16 protein-coding genes are annotated in these 19973 nt (G+C 50.5%); 12 read left to right on the top strand and 4 right to left on the bottom strand.

Annotated features, from left to right (window positions below; all coding sequences use genetic code 11):
* Window positions 1-24: 24 nt before the first annotated feature.
* From ABWW03_RS16960 to ABWW03_RS16930, 7 genes are all read left to right on the top strand, one after another.
* The gene (locus ABWW03_RS16960) at window positions 25-900 is read left to right on the top strand and encodes an SDR family oxidoreductase (RefSeq protein ID WP_353410311.1); all 876 of its coding nucleotides are present in this window, start codon (window positions 25-27) and stop codon (window positions 898-900) included.
* 35 nt (window positions 901-935) lie between these two features.
* Window positions 936-2549 carry an acyl-CoA carboxylase subunit beta gene (locus ABWW03_RS16955; RefSeq protein ID WP_353410309.1) on the top strand — a complete coding sequence of 538 codons (1614 nt, stop codon included), beginning with the start codon at window positions 936-938 and terminating at the stop codon, window positions 2547-2549.
* A 19-nt stretch (window positions 2550-2568) separates the two neighbouring features.
* Window positions 2569-3726, top strand: coding sequence for an acyl-CoA dehydrogenase family protein (locus ABWW03_RS16950; RefSeq protein ID WP_353410307.1), 1158 nt, complete (start codon window positions 2569-2571; stop codon window positions 3724-3726).
* Window positions 3727-3738: 12 nt separating this feature from the next.
* Window positions 3739-4551, top strand: coding sequence for an enoyl-CoA hydratase/isomerase family protein (locus ABWW03_RS16945; protein WP_353410305.1), 813 nt, complete (start codon window positions 3739-3741; stop codon window positions 4549-4551).
* Window positions 4552-4587: 36 nt separating this feature from the next.
* The gene (locus ABWW03_RS16940; protein ID WP_353410303.1) at window positions 4588-6594 is read left to right on the top strand and encodes an acetyl/propionyl/methylcrotonyl-CoA carboxylase subunit alpha; all 2007 of its coding nucleotides are present in this window, start codon (window positions 4588-4590) and stop codon (window positions 6592-6594) included.
* An 18-nt stretch (window positions 6595-6612) separates the two neighbouring features.
* Window positions 6613-7437, top strand: coding sequence for an SDR family oxidoreductase (locus tag ABWW03_RS16935; RefSeq protein ID WP_353410301.1), 825 nt, complete (start codon window positions 6613-6615; stop codon window positions 7435-7437).
* 168 nt (window positions 7438-7605) lie between these two features.
* Complete coding sequence (locus ABWW03_RS16930; RefSeq protein WP_353410299.1) at window positions 7606-9189, top strand: AMP-binding protein; 1584 nt, start codon at window positions 7606-7608, stop codon at window positions 9187-9189.
* A gap of 40 nt (window positions 9190-9229) precedes the next feature.
* On the opposite strand, the gene ABWW03_RS16925 is transcribed toward ABWW03_RS16930, so the two are convergent.
* The gene (locus tag ABWW03_RS16925) at window positions 9230-9580 is read right to left on the bottom strand and encodes a YggL family protein (RefSeq protein WP_353410297.1); all 351 of its coding nucleotides are present in this window, start codon (window positions 9578-9580) and stop codon (window positions 9230-9232) included.
* Window positions 9581-9831: 251 nt separating this feature from the next.
* Here ABWW03_RS16925 and putP point away from each other — a divergent pair, with 251 nt between their 5' ends.
* A complete protein-coding gene (putP, locus tag ABWW03_RS16920) occupies window positions 9832-11265 on the top strand; it encodes a sodium/proline symporter PutP (RefSeq protein WP_353410295.1) in 1434 nt (477 codons plus the stop codon).
* Window positions 11266-11423: 158 nt separating this feature from the next.
* Here putP and fghA read toward each other — a convergent pair whose 3' ends face one another.
* From fghA to ABWW03_RS16905, 3 genes are all read right to left on the bottom strand, one after another.
* Window positions 11424-12260, bottom strand: coding sequence for an S-formylglutathione hydrolase (fghA, locus tag ABWW03_RS16915; RefSeq protein WP_353410293.1), 837 nt, complete (start codon window positions 12258-12260; stop codon window positions 11424-11426).
* 12 nt (window positions 12261-12272) lie between these two features.
* Window positions 12273-13379, bottom strand: a complete 1107-nt coding sequence (locus tag ABWW03_RS16910; RefSeq protein ID WP_353410291.1) for an S-(hydroxymethyl)glutathione dehydrogenase/class III alcohol dehydrogenase — start codon at window positions 13377-13379, stop codon at window positions 12273-12275.
* A gap of 170 nt (window positions 13380-13549) precedes the next feature.
* Window positions 13550-13816, bottom strand: coding sequence for a c-type cytochrome (locus ABWW03_RS16905; protein ID WP_353410289.1), 267 nt, complete (start codon window positions 13814-13816; stop codon window positions 13550-13552).
* Window positions 13817-14351: 535 nt separating this feature from the next.
* Between ABWW03_RS16905 and ABWW03_RS16900 the strand changes: the two genes are divergently transcribed.
* From ABWW03_RS16900 to ABWW03_RS16885, 4 genes are all read left to right on the top strand, one after another.
* On the top strand, window positions 14352-14918 hold the full coding sequence (locus ABWW03_RS16900) for an RNA polymerase sigma factor (protein ID WP_353410287.1): 567 nt from the start codon (window positions 14352-14354) through the stop codon (window positions 14916-14918).
* Between the two features lie 269 nt (window positions 14919-15187).
* Complete coding sequence (locus ABWW03_RS16895) at window positions 15188-16174, top strand: FecR family protein (protein ID WP_353410285.1); 987 nt, start codon at window positions 15188-15190, stop codon at window positions 16172-16174.
* A 178-nt stretch (window positions 16175-16352) separates the two neighbouring features.
* Window positions 16353-19295, top strand: coding sequence for a TonB-dependent receptor (locus ABWW03_RS16890; protein WP_353410283.1), 2943 nt, complete (start codon window positions 16353-16355; stop codon window positions 19293-19295).
* A gap of 180 nt (window positions 19296-19475) precedes the next feature.
* Window positions 19476-19850 (top strand): hypothetical protein, encoded by a 375-nt coding sequence (locus ABWW03_RS16885; protein WP_353410281.1) that lies wholly within the window; start codon window positions 19476-19478, stop codon window positions 19848-19850.
* Window positions 19851-19973 lie beyond the last annotated feature (123 nt).

The raw sequence follows: 19973 nt of genomic DNA, 5'->3' as shown, positions 1-19973 counted from the left end.
GGAATTTCAGAGTAGGAATTGACTATGAGTTATCAATCAACATTAGCCGCCGGCAGCTTCGCCGGCAAAACTATTATCATCACCGGTGGTGGCAGCGGAATTGGTCGCTGCACAGCCCATGAACTTTCCAGTTTGGGAGCCAAAGTCATTTTACTTGGCCGCTCAATGGAAAAACTGGCAACCACTGCGGCAGAAATTAAAGCGGATGGCGGACAAGCCGAATGCCACAGCATCGACATTCGGGACGAAGAAAAAGTCACGGAAGTAATCGCCAATATTCTCAAAGAAAATAAACGCATTCACGGCCTCGTCAATAACGCTGGCGGTCAGTTTCCATCGCCCTTGGAAGCCATCAGCCAAAAGGGCTTTGAAACCGTTGTCCGATCCAACCTGATCGGTGGTTTCCTGATGGCCCGCGAGCTCTACAAGCAACATTTTCAGGAACACGGCGGCAACATTGTGAATATCACCGCTGATAACCTCAATGGTATGCCGGGTATGGGCCACTCCGGTGCAGCCCGCGCAGGTATGGAAAACTTCACTAAAACCGCCGCTTGGGAATGGGGGCGTTATGGAGTTCGCGTGAACGCTGTTGCCCCGGGATGGGTCGCCTCATCCGGTTTCGACACCTATCCGGACTGGATGAAAGAAGGCATTCGCAATCTTAAAAACCATGTCCCTTTGGGCCGTATCGCCAGTGAAGCCGAAATTGCCTCAGTGTTGTGTTTCTTACTCAGTGATGGCGCAAATTTTATCTCGGGACAAACTCTGCGAGTAGACGGCGCCGCCAGCATGGGCTCAGCCCCGGCCCTCTTCCCACTGCCACCCGGAAAAGTGGAAAACACCGAAACCTACAATGGCTTTCATCGTGCTGAACTGCCTGACGTACTGAAAAACTAGGCCAGTTAACGGACCCGGATTTAGAGAACAAACTTATGCCTATTATTGAATCCCAGATCGATCCTCATTCAGAGGAATTCGCCCGGAATCAGGAAGCCATGCAAGCTTCTATGGATGTTGTACGTGAAATCGAAGACAAGGTTTATCAAACTGAATTGTCGAAAAAAGAACGTTACGCCAAACGTAAAATGATCCTACCACGTGAGCGACTGGCCAAGCTACTGGACCCCGGCGCCCCCTATCTTGAACTGTCTTCATTGGCCGGTTACAAAATGTATGATGACCAAGACGGTACGGGTGCAGGCGCCGGTTCAATTTGTGGCATTGGTTATGTTTCCGGTGTCCGCTGCATGGTGCGCGTCGATAACTTTGCCGTTAAGGGCGGCACTATCACTCCGATTGGTCTGGAAAAAGCACTGCGCATGCAGCAAATTTCCTTCGAGAACAAATTACCCAGCGTTACCCTGGCACAAAGTGGTGGCGCGAACCTGACCTACGCCGCTGACACCTTTGCACACGGCGGCCGTGGCTTTGCCAATCAAGCTCGTAAATCTGCCGCAGGCATTCCCCAAGTGACCGTGGTACACGGCAGCGCCACGGCGGGTGGAGCTTATCAACCGGGCCTATCTGATTACACCATCATGGTTCGTAATCAAGCCACTATGTACCTTGCCGGGCCACCACTGCTGAAAGCCGCAACCGGTGAAATTGCGACCGATGAGGAATTAGGTGGTGCAGAAATGCACACCGGTATTCCAGGGACCGGGGAATACCTGGCCGAAGACGACGCCGATGGCATTCGTATTGCTCGGGAAGTGATGGCCACCCTGCCCTGGAATCAACAATTACCGGTGAATCATAAACCTGATTTCAAAGAGCCTTTATACGGTCCCGACGAACTTTTAGGCGTTGTCCCCGCCGATTCAAAAAAACCCTACGATGTCCGCGAAATCATCGCTCGATTGTCTGACGGTTCGGAATTCTTAGATTTCAAAGTGGAATACGACCAGCAAACCGTTTGCGGTCATATGTGGATCGAAGGTCAAACCGTCGGCGTGATCGGCAATAACGGCCCTATTACAGCAAACGGTGCCACTAAAGCCGCACAATTTATTCAGCTCTGTGAGCAAAGCAATATCCCTATTCTGTTCCTGCACAACACCACCGGTTTTATGGTCGGCACCGAATCCGAGCAAGCCGGCATTATCAAACACGGTTCCAAACTCATTCAGGCCGTGGCCACCGCCAGTGTTCCGAAAATCAGTATCGTGGTTGGAGGGTCGTACGGTGCGGGCAACTACGCGATGTGTGGCCGAGGGTTTGATCCAACTTTCATTTTTGCCTGGCCGAACAGCAAAACCATGGTAATGGGCGGCGCTCAAGCTGGTCAGGTTCTGCGTATTGTTGCCGAAGCCAAAATGAAACAAGCCGGCCAGGTAGATGAAGCCATGCTCGATGGCCTGGAAAAGCAAACCACCGACATGCTGGAAGCACAATCAACTGCCCTGGCTTGCACCGCCCGCATGTGGGACGACGGCATTATCGATCCACGCGATACCCGCAAGGTACTGGCCTACACATTGGATATCTGCCGCGAAGCCGCTGTTCGTCCATTGAAAACAAATACTTTTGGCGTTGCTCGCCTCTAACACTTAAGGAATTGACACCATGCTGTATAACGAACAACACCATGAAATCATGCGTACAACCAAGGCGTTTGTTGAAAAAGAAATCAACCCTTATGTTGAAGAGTGGGAAGAAGCTGGCATTTTTCCCGCCAAAGAACTGTTCAAAAAAATGGGGGCTCTCGGCCTGTTAGGCATCGCCAAGCCCGAAGAGTTTGGCGGTATGGGACTGGACTACAGTTATCAGATTGCTTTCTCAGAAGCCCTGGGCTCAGCCCATTGCGGTGGCGTCCCTATGGGCATCGGTGTACAAACCGATATGGCGACCCCAGCATTGGCCAAGTTTGGCAGTGATGAGCTGCGTCACGAATTTCTGGCCCCAGCCATTGCGGGTGAAAAAGTCGTATCCATTGGCGTCAGCGAGCCCCATGCAGGTTCCGACGTTGCCAACATTAAAACAACAGCGCGCAAAGATGGTGACGATTACATCATCAACGGCACCAAAATGTGGATCACCAATTCCACTCAGGCCGATTTCATTTGCTTGTTGGCCAATACTTCTGACGATAAGCCCTACGTCAATAAATCCTTGATTGTGGTTCCCACCGATTTGCCAGGCATCAGCTTTTCAGATCGTTTGAATAAACTGGGCATGCGCTCTTCCGACACCGCGCAAATCTTTTTCGACAACGTGCGCGTCCCCCAACGTTACTTGATTGGCGAAGAAGGCCAGGGTTTTACCTATCAAATGTTGCAGTTCCAGGAAGAGCGTTTGTTCGCAGCCGCCAACGGCATTCTGGGTTTGGAACAGTGCATTGAAGAAACCATTAAATACACTCGAGAGCGTCAGATTTTTGGTAAGTCCGTCCTGGACAATCAAGTGGTTAACTATCGCATGGCCGAACTGCAAACCGAAATTGAAGCGTTGCGCGCGCTGACTTACAACGCGGTCGAAGGTTATATCAATGGTGAAGACGTCACACTGAAAGCGTCCATGGCCAAACTCAAGGTGGGTCGTTTGTCACGTGAAATAACCGATGCCTGTTTACAGTACTGGGGAGGCATGGGCTTCATGTGGGAAAATCGCATTGCTCGCTTCTATCGTGATACCCGCCTGGTGTCCATTGGCGGTGGTGCTGATGAAGTGATGCTTGGCATTATTACCAAGCTGATGGACATTTCACCGCGTCATAAAAAATAACAGGGGAAAATCATGAGTACTGAGCTGCCACAGTGCAAAGAACTGATTGTTGAGCAACAGGACCATGTCTTGTACCTGACCATCAATCGCCCCCAACGTCGCAACGCAATGACCTTGAATATGGTTTCAGAAATGATGGCCATCTTTGAGGCATTACTGCCACGCCGCGACATCCGTGCAGTGGTGTTTCGCGGCGCTGAAGGTCATTTCTGTGCAGGTGGCGACCTGAAAGATATGTCGGGCGCCAGCCAAGCTGCAGCAGAAGGCGACCCGGATGCCTATTTCCGATTGAATCGACAATTCGGAAAGATGATTACTCTGGCGAACCAAATCCCTCAGGTGTTAATCACCGCCTTGGAAGGCACGGTTATGGGCGGCGGTTTCGGTCTGGCCTGTATTTCCGACTGGGGCATTGCACACCCCAGTGCACGTTTTGCTCTTCCCGAAACCAGCATGGGATTACCGCCGGCACAAATTGCTCCCTTTGTCGCCGCACGGGTCGGTTTAACACAAGCCCGCCGCTTAGCGCTTTTCAATGTTCGCATTAAAGCAGATGAAGCCAGAGAACTCGGTATTGTCCACAGCGTGGCTGTGGATGACGAAGATTTTCAAGCTCAAATTCAGGCCGCTGTTGAACAAGTTAAGCAATGTGCACCGGAGGCCAATGCCGTGACTAAAGCTTTGCTGCTGCGAGTCGGTAATGAAGAGCTCGAACCTCTGCTTGATGATGCCGCCAGAAAATTCAGTGATGCTGTCACTCAGGGCGAAGGCCCCGAAGGCACCATGGCCTTTGTTGAGAAACGCAAGCCCGAGTGGGCTCAATAAGTGACGAGTAAAAAGTAACTTCGTAGAGTGAAGATTATGTCTGAACACAACGCAATTAATACCATTCTGGTAGCCAACCGAGGCGAAATTGCCTGTCGGGTAATCCGTACCGCCCAGTCATTGGGTTACCGTACTGTTGCCGTTTATTCTGAAGCCGACGCCAATGCCCTGCATGTGCATATGGCCGATAAGGCTGTTTGTATTGGCCCCGCTGAAGTCGGCCAATCCTATTTGAACATGCCCGCTATTCTCGATGCCGTAAAGCGCAGTGGCGCCGATGCTGTCCACCCTGGCTATGGTTTCATGTCGGAAAACGCCGACTTTGCCAACGCTTGCAGCGAAGCCGGTGTCACCTTTATTGGTCCACCAGTAAAAGCCATCGACATGATGGGCAATAAACGGCAGGCCAAACTGGCTATGCTGGATGCCGGCGTTCCTTGCATCCCGGGCTACAGCGGCAGCGACCAAAGTGATGAAGTCATGGTGCGCGAAGCCAATGAAATCGGTTACCCGGTCATGATCAAAGCCACAGCTGGCGGTGGTGGCCGTGGTATGCGCATCGCACACAGCGAAGCGGAAATGCGCGAGCTAATCAGCTCGGCGCGCTCGGAAGCTGAAAACGCGTTTGGCAACGGTGAAATCATTTTGGAAAAAGCCATTGTCGAACCTCGCCATATTGAAATCCAAGTATTTGCCGATCAGCATGGCAACTGTGTTTACTTGGGTGAACGCGACTGTTCAATTCAACGTCGACATCAAAAAGTCGTTGAAGAAGCCCCCTCCCCTTTTGTCACACCTGAGCTGCGTAAAGCCATGGGCGAAGCGGCCGTACGTACGGCGCAAGCCTGTGACTATGTCGGCGCAGGGACAGTAGAATTTTTGGTAGACCACGAACGTAATTTCTATTTCTTGGAAATGAACACTCGCTTGCAGGTCGAGCACCCAGTTACCGAATTAATTACCGGAACCGATTTAGTCGCCTGGCAAATCAAAGTAGCTGCCGGCGAAGCACTGCCAAAAGCACAAGATGACATTCAACTTCGCGGTCACGCCATGGAAGTGCGTCTTTACGCGGAAGATCCGCGTCAAAATTTCTTGCCCCAAACCGGTGATGTTCTTCTGTGGCGTCAGGCAGAAGGAGATGGTCTGCGCTGTGACCATATGTTGGCCGATGGCCAAGTGGTTTCACCGCACTATGACCCCATGCTCGCAAAGATGATCGCCTGGGGGGAAAATCGCGCCGATGCCACTCGCCGTTTAAAACGTATGCTGGAGGATTCTGTACTGCTTGGCGTTGAAAATAATCGTCATTTTCTCGCCCAAGTCATTGATCACAATGTATTTCAGCAGGGCGGCGCTACCACGGCCTTCCTGGCAGACCATTTTGCCGACGACCCAAGCATGCAAGCCCTGACAGCCAACGCCGACGATTGGGCATTGGCCTGCTTGATTCTAGCTGAACACAACAGCCAGCAACACCGCCAAGGAGCTCATTGGAGCAGCTTCAAACACCACAGCGGCAATTTTAAACTTCGCCATGCTGAGGAAGTGACCGAGGTGACACTGCGCTGCAATGTTCACGTTCAACAGTTGGGCGGCGACATTATTCTTCAACCCCCCGGTCAGGGCGCGACCACCGTCAACAACCTTCAGCTGCTGAAGCTCGAACATAACCGTGCGCTTTACCAACGCGATGGGGTCCAGCAAAGTTGCTGGTACACCATCAGTAATGAGAATTTGTACCTGAGTACAGAGCGAGGCGATCTGCATTTTGAGGATGTGTCTCGCCTACCGGCCTTGGGAGCCGATCAAGCGGGCTCTGGCCAGATTAAAGCCGTTATGGATGGCGCCATTGTGGAAGTTAAAGCCTCTGCCGGTGACGAGGTGAAAAAAGGTGACGTCATCCTGATCATGGAAGCCATGAAAATGGAACACCCCTTGAAAGCAGATGTTGACGGCGTTATCAGCAACATTAACGTTCAGGCCGGTGATCAAGTGAAATCCAAACAGCTGCTGGCCGAAGTACAGACCAACGACGAATAACAAGCTTGCGAGGAAACTATGTCAAATTTATCAGGTAAAACGCTCTTCATTACCGGTGCAAGCCGAGGTATTGGTCGAGAGATAGCACTGCGAGCGGCAAAGGATGGCGCCAATATTGTTATCGCCGCCAAAAGCGATGAACCTCACCCGAAACTACCGGGCACCATTCATACCGTGGCGGAAGAAGTGCGTGCTGCGGGAGGGCAGGCTTTGGCCCTAAAGGTGGATGTGCGCGATGAAGCCCTGATCAACGAAGCAATGGACAAAGCTGTCGCTGAATTTGGCGGCATTGATGCTCTGATCAACAATGCCAGTGCGATCAATCTAAGTAATGTTCAGGCCACGGAGTCCAAACGTTTTGATTTGATGCACAGCATCAATACCCGCGGTACTCTCCTATGCTCCAAAGCGGCCATTCCTCATCTGAAAAACTCAGACAATGGCCATATTATTACGCTTTCGCCACCACTGAATTTAAACAAACATTGGTTGGGTGGCCACATTCCCTATACCGTCACCAAATATTCAATGTCTTTGTTGACCCTCGGTTTAGCAGAAGAGTTACGTAACGATGGTGTTGCGGCCAACTGTCTGTGGCCGAAAACAACCATCGCGACTGCCGCAGTGGAATTCGCAATCGATAACTCCCTGTTGTCCAAGTCACGAACCCCGGAAATTATGGCAGACGCGGCGTATGAAATTCTCACCAGTGACAGCAAAACACTGAGCGGTGAAGCCTTGATCGACGAAGACATACTGCGCGAACGAGGATACACCGACTTCGACAAATATTTGAATGACCCAGAGTGTACTGATTTATTTATGGATTTATTTGTTGATTGATGAGATGAACCAACAATAAACACCCTAACAAAGAGTGAAAAACCCGGACTGCCCTACGGCACCCGGGTTTGTGAGTTTTGACGATATGCCGAGAGATACCTTTGCCCAGAGATGGTCAGAGGCCCCCAAGAAGCCGTAAATAGTTAATAATAACCGGAGCTAATTGCGATGACCGACAACAGCCTGAATCAAAATATCATTGAACGTGTAGCCATGGGAGATATGCTACGTCGCCGCAGCCGAGAGGACGGCGACAAGCTGGCTCTTGTCGATTTCCCTGGAGGACAAAGGCGAGAATACACATTCGCCCAGCTCAACAAGCGTGTCAATCAAATGGCCCACGGCCTGATTGCCAAAGGCATTCAGCAAGGCGAAAAACTGGCTTTGGCTTCAAGCAACTGCAGCGACATGTTTGTTACTTATTTTGCGTGCTATAAATTGGGCGTTGTCGTTGTCCCCCTCAACTTTATGCAGAACCCGGAGGATATTCGTTACAACCTGGAACACAGCGAATCGGTTGCCGTTGTGTATGAAGACATATTGGCGGGCGTCATTCGCCCTTGCATGACAGGCAATGACGACATTCGCTTGAACATTCAAATAGGCTCAGAGAAAGGCGATTCCGACATCAGCATGGATGCTCTCATCGAAGGCCAAAGTGAAGATGAGATTTTGGATCGCATCATCCGCGATCGCGATACCGCCCATATGATTTATACGTCGGGCACCACCTCACGTCCCAAAGCCGTCGAGACATCTCATTTATCCCTCGTCATCGCTGCACTGACTGGCGCACTGGAGCTCGACACCAAGAAGGAGGGTTGCATGTTGCTGATATTGCCGCTGTTCCATTGCGCCGCTTTGTCGATGTCGTTCCCGACCCTGCTCCGCACCGGCAGTATTATCATTCACAAATCCTTCGATGTGGAGGCGGTGCTCGACGCGATAGAGCGAGACAAGGTCGATAATGCGACACTCTTGCCAATGATGTGGAATGCCTTGACGGCTTCTCCAGGTGTAGAACAACGCGACCTGTCTTCCTTTGAACTGGGTATCTATGCAATGGCTCCAATGGATGCCAACAGCCTCAATCGCGTGCGCGAGGTCTTCGGTTGCAAGATGCACTTGGGAAGTGGTCAAACAGAGTTCGCACCGGCCGCCTGCCTGTTCATGGATAAAAGCCCAACGGAATTTGGCGAAGGCAACTACTGGGGCAAGCCCGTGAGCACCGTGGAGCAAGCCGTCATTGACGACCAGGGCAATGAATTACCACAAGGGGAGATTGGCGAAATCGTCTGGCGTGGTGCGCAAGCGATGAGTGGCTATTACAAAAACCCGGAAGCCTCGGCTGAGGCCAGCCAGTTCGGTTGGCATCACAGTGGTGACCTGGGCCTGATTGATAAAGAAGGCCAGTTGTTATTTGTTGACCGCAAGAAAGACACGATTAAATCGGGCGGTGAAAATGTCTCTTCTATGAAAGTTGAGCAGTCGCTGCTGTCTTATGGTGGTATTTTGCAGGCCGCTGCATTTGGTGTTCCTCACCCCCACTGGGGTGAAGCGGTTTGCGCCTGTGTGGTGCCCAGTAGCGACAAAGAGCTGGATGAAGAAGCCATTATCGAACACTGCAAGCTGGAGTTGGGAAATTTTGAAGTGCCAAAGAAGGTCGTCATCGCTGAGGCATTGCCTCTGACCGGTACCGGCAAAGTACGGAAAGTTGAACTGCGTCAGCAGTATCAGAATCTATTTCAATAATGAATTGGGGTCAGAGCTTTCACTCTGACCCCATCGCTGTCTAGGCCAGCTGACGCTTGCCATAGAACGCATCGATCAGGCTACCCACTTCCACATTTTCCGCAATCGCCTGAGCGTCCAGACTGGCTTTCACGGCGGCAATATCTTCCTCAGTTGCCGAACCATAGCGCTCACCGGACGTCACGATGCCGTAGAAACGACCATCACAGTCGCCCAGATTCACGTACAGATCGCGAGAACCGACCACTTCAACCAGTGCATCAAAGAAATTGTCGTACTCTTCTTGAGACGCTTCCTTGATATCGCAGGCAAATTCAAAGCCTTGAATTGCAAACTCATCCAGGTACAACTTTTTGCGCAAACGGCGATTGCGCTTTTGAGAATCACTCATATTCTAACCTTTTCAGTAAAAACCAAACCCGACATTCAAAATCGCCGCCATTATAACCAAGACCCTCCCAATGTGTTGCTGAATTCCTGAAGGCAACCCTATATTTCACCGTTATCGGCTTGGCCAAGCTTATAAACCGCTTATTTTGACCTCACCGCCCGAAAAATCTCGGGAACTCCCAGATCAAACTGGACTTTTAGGGACTCGACAAGTAAAAAGAGCTCACAATTAAAGCAAAAAGCCATCCTCATATGCTCGAACTCAATTCTGCTGTTATCACCACTTTTGTTCTCTACCTTGCCGTTATCTTGGGCATTGGCATTTACGCCTGGTTACAAACCCGCAATGCCAGCGACTACTTCCTGGGAGGTCGAAACCTGTCCCCGTTTGTCGCCGCCATCAGTGCTGGTGCGTCGGATATGAGCGGTTGGGTACTGCTGGGACTGCCCGGTGCCGCTTATCTGTCCGGATTGGACAATCTATGGATTGCACTCGGCCTCCTGATCGGTGTTGCCGCCAACTGGATGCTCTGTGCCAAACCCTTACGCCAGGCAAGCCAGGAACTGGATGTCGTCACCTTACCCAAGTATTTGCAGAAAAAGTTTGCCCCTCAGGAACGCATACTGCAGGCCATTGCTTCAGTGTTTATTCTGCTGTTCTTTCTCTTTTACGTTGCCGCAGGACTGATTGGCGGCGGCAAATTGTTCGAGGCCGTTTTTGGCCTGGATTACTATTGGGCGGTCATTGTCGGTACCGCTATCGTGATTTTCTATACCTTGTTCGGAGGCTTTCTGGCGGTATCCTGGACGGATGTGTTTCAGGGGTTGCTGATGTCCGCAGCACTGTTGATGGTGCCCATCGCCGTGATGAATCAGGTTGGAGGCATCGATCCCTTCTTCGCCCACATTGAGCATATTAATCCTCACATGCTGAACCCCTGGACCGACAAGAACGGAGACGCCCTCAGCGCCATCGCCATTATCAGCCTTATGGGCTGGGGATTGGGCTATTTCGGACAACCGCATATCCTCGCTCGTTTCAAAGCCATCGCATCAGCTGATCAAGTTAAAAACGCCACTTGGATTGCATTGGTCTGGACCTTTTTTATTTTTGTCGGCGCCATACTGATCGGTCTCGCGGGCAATGTGCAATTTGATCAACCCATTGCCGACAGCGAAAAAATATTTATGGCCTTGGTCAGTGCCCTCTTCCACCCAATTGTGGCGGGTATATTATTAGCGGCCATTCTGGCGGCCATTATGAGCACTGTGGATTCACAATTGCTGGTCAGTTCCTCAGCTCTTGCCGAAGATCTTTATCCCGTAATACGAAAGGAAACCCTGAGTTCGGAACAACGCCTACGCATCGGTCAATATGCGGTCGCGGGCTTATCTATCCTGGCAGTTTTACTGGCAATGGATAAAAACAGTAAAGTGTTGGATGTCGTGTCCTATGCCTGGGCCGGCCTCGGGGCTTCACTTGGCCCTGCTATTTTATTGAGCTTGTACTGGAAAGGTATGAATAAGAACGGCGCGCTGGCCGGAGTAATTGTCGGTGGCGTAACCGTTATTGTTTGGGCGCAATTCAAAGCTGAACTCTGGGGATTGTATGAATTGATTCCAGGTTTCTTCCTCTCGGCCCTGGCAGTTTTACTGGTCAGTAAACTCAGCCCAAGCGATCCTTAAACAGGAAGTTGGGCGGAGTATTAATTCACAGGCCGCCAGGTCAAACCTCAGCGGCCCGGAACTGGAACCGTGAACACATCGTTAGGCAAGGCCAAATACAAAACGGATTCAAAGCCCACGGCGATATCGCCCTTGGGCAAGAAATTTAACGAAAGTATTCAGCGACTCAGATATTCCGAATGAAAGCGCAGATGCGCCTCAATAAAGCTGGCGATAAAGAAGTAGCTGTGATCATAGCCGGCATGCAGAGCATATTCGACATTGACCGATTCCACCTTAGCTGCCGCTAAAAACAGCTCTGGCTTCAGCTGCTCAATCAAGAAAGCATCCGCTTCTCCCTGATCTATTTTAATCGGTAAATCACAGCCTCGCTCCAACAGCAGTGCGGTTGCATCGTATTCTTCCCAGGCTTTCTGATCCACCCCCAGATAACCCGCCAAGGCCTTATGCCCCCACGGACACTGGCTGGGCGCACAAATGGGCGCGAAGGCCGAAACACTGCGATATTGGCTCGGATTTTTGATGGCTATCGTCAACGCGCCATGGCCACCCATTGAATGCCCCATAATGGATGCTCGACTTAAATCCAGTGGGAGCTCAACCAACAGCCTTGGCAATTCGTGGACAATGTAATCGTACATTTTGTAATGCTTATCGAATGGTGATTGAGTGGCGTTCAAGTAAAACCCCGCGCCCAAACCAAAATCGTAAGCGCCACTTGGATCATCCGGCACCTGCTCTCCGCGAGGACTGGTATCCGGGCACACAATGGCCAAGCCCAATTCCGCTGCAATACGTTGAGCACCAGCCTTGGTTACAAAATTTTCATCGGTACAGGTGAGTCCTGATAACCAGAACACCACTGGCACAACTTCTTCTTGAGCTTGTGGCGGGAGATAAACAGAAAATACCATGTCACAATCCAAACAGCTGGACTGGTGTTTATACTGACGCTGCACCCCGGCAAAACTCATTTGCTGATTAAGGAGTTCCATAGCTACGCCTTCCTAGTACAGTATGACCGAACGAATACTTTCACCGTTGTGCATCAAATCAAAAGCCTTATTGATGTCATCCAAGGGCATGGTATGGGTAATCAAATCATCGATATTGATTTTTCCGTCCATATACCAGTCAACAATTTTAGGCACATCGGTTCGCCCTCGGGCACCTCCAAACGCGGTACCTTTCCAAGAACGCCCCGTCACCAATTGAAACGGTCGGGTAGCGATTTCCTGGCCTGCGCCGGCCACACCGATAATAAAAGATTCACCCCAACCTTTGTGACAACACTCCAGCGCCTGCCGCATGGTATTTACATTACCAATACATTCAAAACTGTAATCCGCACCACCGTCGGTTAACTGAACAATGTGATCCACCACATTTTCAACATTCGCCGGATTAATAAAATCGGTCATACCAAACTGAGCGGCCAGCTTGGCTTTTTCAGGATTCATGTCAATACCAATAATTTTATTGGCACCGACTAATTTTGCTCCTTGAATCACATTCAAGCCAATTCCGCCCAAACCAAACACAACTACGTTTGAGCCCGGCTCAACTTTCGCATCAAAAGCAACCGCGCCCACACCGGTTGTCACGCCACAGCCGATGTAGCAAATCTTTTCAAAAGGAGCGTCTTCACGCACTTTTGCCACTGCAATTTCCGGCAATACGGTGTAATTGGAAAATGTAGAACACCCCATATAATGCAAAATGGGTTGACCATCTAAAGAAAAGCGACTGCTGCCGTCTGGCATCAAACCTTGCCCTTGGGTTTCTCGAATGGATTGGCAAAGATTGGTTTTGGGGTGCAAACAAAACTTACACTGGCGACATTCCGGTGTGTATAGAGGAATCACATGATCACCCGGCTTCACACTGCTCACGCCAGGGCCCACATCAACAACCACGCCGGCACCTTCATGACCTAAGATGGCAGGAAACGCACCTTCAGGGTCGTCACCTGATAAGGTAAAAGCATCTGTATGGCAAACACCGGTTGCCTTAATTTCCACCAGGACCTCGCCTGCCTTGGGCCCCTGTAAATCGACATCGACAACCTGCAAATCTTGACCCGCCGCAAAGGCAACCGCTGCTCGTGTTTTCATCGCTGTTTCTTACACCTTTTGTTAAATATGACTAACTGCAAACGCTGACTATAGATGAGTCGACGGGAAATAGCAGCATCGGAGGAAGCAAAAGCAATGGGAGGAGAGAAAGAGGTTTATACAGTGGGAAATGTCACAACAAAAAAGGCGGGTAACCCCGCCTTCAAACATTACTTCAGATTGGCGTAATAAGCCGCCAGATTTGCCATATCGGCATCGGACAATAAGCCCGCCTGCGCCTTCATGACAGGATCAGAGCGCTTACCTGATTTAAAATCCTTCATCTGTTTCAGAAGGTATTGCTCCTTCTGGCCAGCCAAATTCGGATACAGCGGAATCGCACTGATACCGTTGGCTCCGTGGCAGGCTGCGCATATCGCAGCTTTCGCTTTACCCGCCGCTGCATCAGCAGCGTTTGCCAGCGGGGCTATAGACATGGCGGCACCTAATAAACATAGGGCTAATTTCTTCATGGATTACACTCCGTTTTAGTCAAACAAATCACGTTGGCTAATTAATAGCCCTTATAGTTTTTGCCTGCGGCCCTTGCCGAAGCAGGCCACAATCATTAGAGTTTACTCATATTTGTTATCGCGAGCGAAGCCAAATGGTAACACGCGAATTCCCGACTGAGTAAAATCCTCCAAAAGTCAGTGGCGATATGGCAAATACCTCTCATAACTATAGTAAGTTTCTACAATTTAGAAGGATTTGACCCACCTCAAAGGAGAGGGGCTAAAACAGATATTATTATTAGGAAACTTCCGGCAGCAGGTAGTGCCTGGGCTTTCCTTTTGCTATGATGGCCCGATAAGCCAACAATAATACTGCGTACTTTTTTACCATGTAGCGCAAAAATTAAACAGGCCGGCACCGCCACAAGCGGGAAGATAAAAGTATAGAAAGTACCGATTGACCTTGCGCACCGCTAGGCAGTCCTTATTAGTCAAGACCTATATTTGCTAGGGATTAATGAGTAACAACAACAACGGCGATAGCTCAGAAAACAAGTGCCCAGAAAAGAACAAGTCGATTCTTGAGCAGTTGTTTAACGAACATGCCCCGGGCTTGGTTCGATTTCTTGCCCGTAAAACCCGCAACCAAGAAGACGCTGAAGATATTGCTCAGGGTGCTTTCTTGCGCATTCAAAAGCTGGAGAATCTGGACCAGCTGGACAACCCTCGCGCCTATCTTTATCAAACCGCCTCCAATTTGGCCATTGATCAGCTGCGACGAGCCAAGCTCCACCGAGGCTATTTGCAAAGCGAAACTCCTACTGCCCCTGAAATCGAAGAATCCTCCGGCAACTATGTCGACCAGGCGACCCCCGAAAGGCTCCTTTCCGCCAAAGAAGAACTGGTTCAAATTGAAGAAACCATCTCCGACCTCCCCTTTAAGGCCCGTCAGGCTTTCCTGCTTCACCGCAGCAAAGGGCTGGCATATAGCGATATTGCCAAAGAAATGGGGGTATCGGTCAGTTCGGTCGAAAAATACATTTTACTCGCCCTTCGACAGTGCCATCAGGCCCTCAAACACTGAAATCTGCCCCCATTTCTACCGTTAATCCCGCCGTTAATCCGACTCACCGCGAAATTTAAAATTTTTTGAATTAAATGATGCGGAAAGTGTCATATTAACCGTCTAAGCTATGTATAAACCGGAACAATTGGGAATACAAAAAAACGAATGCCAAATTATATTTTGATCATTCGGTAAATTACCAATTTTTCTACCTTGATATTTGAAAACTAGAACCAGTTACGCGACATTCGACCTAAAATATAAGTCTCGTGTTGCAAGGAATAGCCGTGACCCCCGAGCACAGTGGCGCCATAAACAGCGCCTTAGACCCAAAGCTGCTTGATCAAGCCGCTTACTGGATAGTCAGATTACGCTCTGACCGCTGTGCCCTGTCCGACAAACAGAGATTCTCTGATTGGCTGGAAACAGATCCTCAACATGCCGAAGCATTTGATCAAGTTCTCGACACTTGGCAGGCGAGCGCCTTTGCCAGCAACCCCGTTGAACGCCAAACCAAACAAACCACCAATGCTTTCAGCTGGCAGTACCTTGGTGCCGCCGCCGCGACAGTTCTGATGGCGGCCGCGGTCATATTCTGGCAAGCCAACCCCGGCAATGTGTATGAAAACAGCTTTAGCACTGCTCGCGGTGAATTCGCAGAAATTGAGCTTCCAGACGGCTCCAGCATCGAACTGAACACCAATTCAAAGCTGGATGTGTACTTTGATGATGATTCTCGCGAAATCAGCCTGCATCAAGGTGAGGCGTACTTTGATATCAACAGTGACAACGAGCGCCCCTTGAGCGTCGACCTGGGTGACGCCGAAGTCAACGTGATCGGCACCGAATTCAACATTCATAAAAAAGACGACAGCAGCCACATCGTGGTAACTGAAGGTCGCATCCGGGTTTCAGAAAAAACTGGTCATGAGCAGATTGCCGGCAGCAAAGCTCTCGTGAGCGAAGGCCAACAGGTTAACGTCTTCAAACGTACCGGCCTTGGCTTAGTCATGCCCAAGCAAAACAGCCAAACGGTCAACTGGCGCAATAAGACACTGGTATTTCAGGAAACCAAACTGCAGCAGGCCCTCGAGGAGCTCAACCGCTACCTGATTGAACCGGTTGATACCAGTGATGAAAGCCTCCGATATTCCCTGGTTTCAGGTACTTTCAGTTTGGAAGAACCCGATACCACACTGGCGGCCCTTATCGAAACATTTGCCATTCAGCAGGAATTGACTGAAAACGGCAAGACTCGCCTATTTATCAAATAGCGCCACCCATCCCCTCAATAAGCGCTGATACACGCCAAATTTGAGCTATGACTTTAATTCAGTTATAAATGTGATCTTGTTTGTACTTTTGTATACAAAATAGCAGCGCGCCCTAGTACCATTGCACGGAGCCATGAGCCCAAGGCGCAATAATAGCTGAATTAAAGAGCACCTGATTTTGCACAAATATTCATCGCAATGGCCGGCTATTTTTGCTGCCTGCCTGGCTGCAAGCCAACCCATAGGCGCATGGGCAAAGGACTCGCCAAGCGACGCCAGTAACGCGGTGGAGTTCAACGTTCAGCTGGATTTGCCTGCTCAGGATTTGGCCAGGAGCTTGATATACCTCGGCAAAAGCCAAAACATCAGTATTATCTTCCCGACACAACTACTAAACGGCAAACAGGCCCCGGCCGTTAAAGGGGACTATCAACTCGAACAAGCTCTGAAAACCCTCCTACAGGGCAGCGGTATCGAGTACCGAGCACTCAACCCGAAAGTTATCCGTCTAGAAGCGAGCAAGGGCACGCAAAACCCCCAGGAAGCTCCCTTTCGATATGGGTCAATGGAAGAGATTTCCGTCATTGGCCGACCACTTACCGGCAGCCGTCTCAAGCGTCACGACTTATCAGGAAGCGCGCCGGTCGATATCATCTCGGCACCACAAATTGCCGATCTCGGTGTTCAGTCGGTGGGCGACCTCTTGAAATTCATGCCTGCGGTATCCGGGAATTCAACATCGACATCCATTGGTAACGGTGGTGACGGCACAGCAACCGTTACCTTGCGAGGCTTGCCAGCCAGCAATACCCTGGTACTGATCAACGGACACCGCATCGCCAATAGTGGTTTTGCCGGGGACGCCGTCGACCTCAACAGCATCTCGACAGACAGCATCGAACGTATTGAAATTCTTAAAGGTGGCGGCTCAGCCGTGTACGGCTCCGACGCCATCGCCGGGGTGGTGAATATCAACCTCAAAAAAGAGTACAACGGCGCCAACTTTAATCAGTATTACGGCCAGAGCAGCCGGGGTGATTTGAACAGCCTCAACAGCAACTTGAGCCTTGGTAAAGATTTTGATCACGGCAATGCGCTACTGATTCTCTCTCATCAACAACGAGACCCTATATTCAGTCGCGATAGAGCGTTATCGGCCAGTGCTGATGGGCGACCATTTGGCGGAACCGATAATCGCTCGAGTGGCGTTCCCGGCGGGCGATTTACCCTGGCCAACAATGAGGTCTTAACTTTTGACGGCAACGGCGGCTTCCGGCCCGCAACCTCCGAAGACCTGTACAATTTTGCCGAACAAACCTCGGCTGTGTCCGAGTCTTCGCAAGATGCCGCCTATGGATTTATCAACTGGCAACTGCATGAGCGCGTCGAACTGGGCATCGACCTGGCTTATACCCACAGCCAGGCCCAAGCGACCCTGGCCTCCACCCCTATCTTCACGGCATTCAGCCAAGAAGACATAGTCATTTCACAAGACAATGTCTTTAATCCATTTGGCGAAGACATTCACGACGCTCGGTACCGCGTTCTGGAAGCCGGCCCCCGCCTGCAGGACGACGACTCCAAAAGCTATCGCAGCAATATCCAACTGGATGGCAACTGGAATGGCCTCGAATGGTCCACCCAATGGAACTGGAGCCGCAGCGAATCCAGCGAAATACTCACTGGAATTTTCGACGGCAGACGATTGCAACGCGCGCTGGGACCCAGCGAACAATGCCAAAGCCTAGACATCAATAACTGCGTCCCTCTGGACTTATTTTCCGGACAAATTACCCCAGAGCAGCTGGCATTTATCAGCACTCAATCACGAGCCTCCGGCTTCAGCGAGCTCAATGAGTTTTCAGCCACCGTGAGCAGCGACATCGCCATCACACCGGCGGGCGCCAGTCAGGCACTTGGCGGCATTGTCTATCGCACCGAGAAAACCAAGTTTCTATCAGAACAAAACAACAGTTTTTTTGTTGGTGGCGGCGTTCTCGGCAACACTCTCGGTCAACGCCAGGTTAAGGAAGCTTTTTTTGAACTCTTTGTTCCACTGGCCAAACCGCGTCCCTGGCTTAATATGCTGGATGTTGAATTTGCTGTACGCCATTCTTCATTTAGTGATTTCGGCAAAAACACTTCCCCGAAAGCCGGCATTCGCTATCGCCCCATCAGCAACCTGCTGATTCGAGCAAGTTACGCGGAAGGCTTTCGCGCCCCCAGCCTGAAAGAACTTCACGCCGGTGAAACTGCCTCTTTTCTGACACTTAACGACCCCTGCGCCAATATGGCCAATGTCGGCACACTGCCCGGCTGCACGCAGCAGTCCGACCCCAGCCTGAACCAGTTTTTAACGTTGAACGCCGGTAATACCGACTTGAAAGCCGAACTGGCCGACACCAGCACACTGGGCTTCGTTTGGACCCCTTCTGGGTTTGGTAATTTTTACCTGAGCGTTGATTACTTTGACATCAGCCAACGCAACGTCGTTGATGCCAGTGCGCAGTTTGTTATCAACCAGAATGCGGAATTTGGGCGTTTCGAAGAGCTGATAACAAGAGACGAGGCCGGTAATATACGCCAGGTGATCGCACCCAACCTTAATATCGGGCGACGCAACATTGGCGGCCTGGATATCCAAGTGCACTATAAAAACCTGCCATTGCTCGGCGGACATTTTGACGTGTCCCTGAATGCCGCACACATTTACCGCTACAGAGAACAAAGTAGCCCTGATCAACGCACCGAAAACCTGGCTGGCACATTTGCCGATGAAGCCTCAGAAGGCAATGGCGCCCTCCCCAAGTGGAAAGTCAGCACAGGTATTCGCTATAAAAAACAACGCTGGCAAGTGAATTACAACATTCATTACGTTAGCCCGGTCGAAGAAACCCTAATGTTCAGCCAAGCGGTTCGCAAAACCGCAAGCTGGCTCAATCAGAACATTCAACTCAGTTACGATGTGAACAAGAAAATGCGCCTCAGCCTGGGCGTCGACAATGTCTTTGACCAAAGCCCTCCTTTCTTTGACTCAGCCTTCCTAGATAATCACGATGCGCGCACTTATGATATTAAAGGCCGTTACTGGTACACTCGCTTTAACTATCACTTTATGTAAGCGCTTAACGCGACATAAATGAAACCTTTTACAAAGTCCTGCATCCAAAGCTAACAACCCTATTCACGGACCCGCCCTATGACTTCCAAACTTTTACTGACAAGCACGTTATTAGGCTCAATGCTGCTCACAACGACTGGCCCGGTTCAGGCCAATGATTTCCCTGGCATAAAAAAGCTCATGGATGAAGAAGAATTCCAGAAGAGCGGCCTGAACAAACTTAACGCCGGTGAGCTCGAATCCCTGAATAGTTGGCTAATTAAGTACACCGCTCAGGACTCTGCCCTGATACGTCAAAACGTTAAAGCGGTCCAAGAAGAAACCAAAACGGAAATTCGCAGCCGCATCAAAGGTACATTTAAAGGCTGGAAAGGCAATACAAAATTCTATTTGGAAAATGGCCAAGTGTGGGAACAACGCAATCAAAAAGGCGGGACTCGCTGGACAGTTAACATGAACAATCCCGAGGTATTGATTACCACGAATTTCTTCGGCCTGCAGATCCTAACTATTGTTGACGAAGGCAAGAGCACGAAAGTAAAACGCATCCGCTAAGCCCTCAATACTTCTAACGGGTCGCCCTGCGGCCCGCTTCAAATCCCCCTTTACTTCTCGCTTCTCGCTTCTCGCTTCTCGCTTCTCGCTTCTCGCTTCTCGCTTCTCGCTTCTCGCTTCTCA

The organism is Pseudoteredinibacter isoporae (assembly GCF_040372805.1).
GTDB lineage: Bacteria > Pseudomonadota > Gammaproteobacteria > Pseudomonadales > Cellvibrionaceae > Pseudoteredinibacter > Pseudoteredinibacter isoporae_A.
The sequence above is the reverse complement of the archived record's forward strand: the minus strand, read 5'-3'. Positions and strand labels throughout refer to the sequence as shown.